Here is a 671-nt window from a genome sequence, read left to right on the forward strand (position 1 = left end):
GTGCCCTCCCCCGGCGGCACGCGGCACGACACCTCGCTCACGTCCTCCTCCGCCGGGTCCGGCGTCAGCGTCAGCTCCGTGCACAGCTTGCCGCCCACCGTCACCGTCACGTTGTCGTGCCCAAAGTACTTGCCGCGCAGCACCAGCAGCGCGCCGCCGCTGGTGCGGAACCGACCCGCCGTCTCCGACGCGTCGCCGCTGCCCAGCCGGTCCGCGATGATGAGGGGGGAGAAGAAGGCAAAGGTGCGCTCGTTGCTGACCTGGTCGCCCGCCGCCACCACCACCGCGCCCTGGTCGCCCGGGTACAGCGCCTCAATGTACGTGTGCGTGGCCAGCGTGACGTCCACGGGCGCGCCGTTCACCAGCACCACCGGGTGTGGCCCAAAGTTGCGGCCAAAGAGCAGCAGGCGCATGACGTCGCGGCTGGGGCCCTCCTCCGTGTTGATGCCCGTCAGCTGCGGCGGGCTGTAGCCCCACTGCACCGCCGCGCTGCGCCACAGCTGCCCCGACGACGACGCCACGCCCGCCAGCAGCGACACGTTGCCGCCCTGCCCCTCCAGCGCCACAAACTCCAGCACGTGCAGCCCCGTGCCCTCCTCCACCCACGCCCGCTGCGGCCACAGCCGCACGCCGTTCAGCTGCACAAACTGCCGCGCGGTGCGGTCATGCAG

General features: G+C 72.1%; 1 protein-coding gene. It reads right to left on the reverse strand.

What is annotated here, in order from left to right; all coding sequences use genetic code 11:
- Positions 1 to 671: IPT/TIG domain-containing protein (locus ACK41V_RS23650; RefSeq protein WP_409786132.1), on the reverse strand; the 671-nt coding region annotated here is incomplete at both ends.

Source organism: Acidovorax sp., from assembly GCF_046291265.1.
GTDB lineage: Bacteria > Pseudomonadota > Gammaproteobacteria > Burkholderiales > Burkholderiaceae_C > Acidovorax.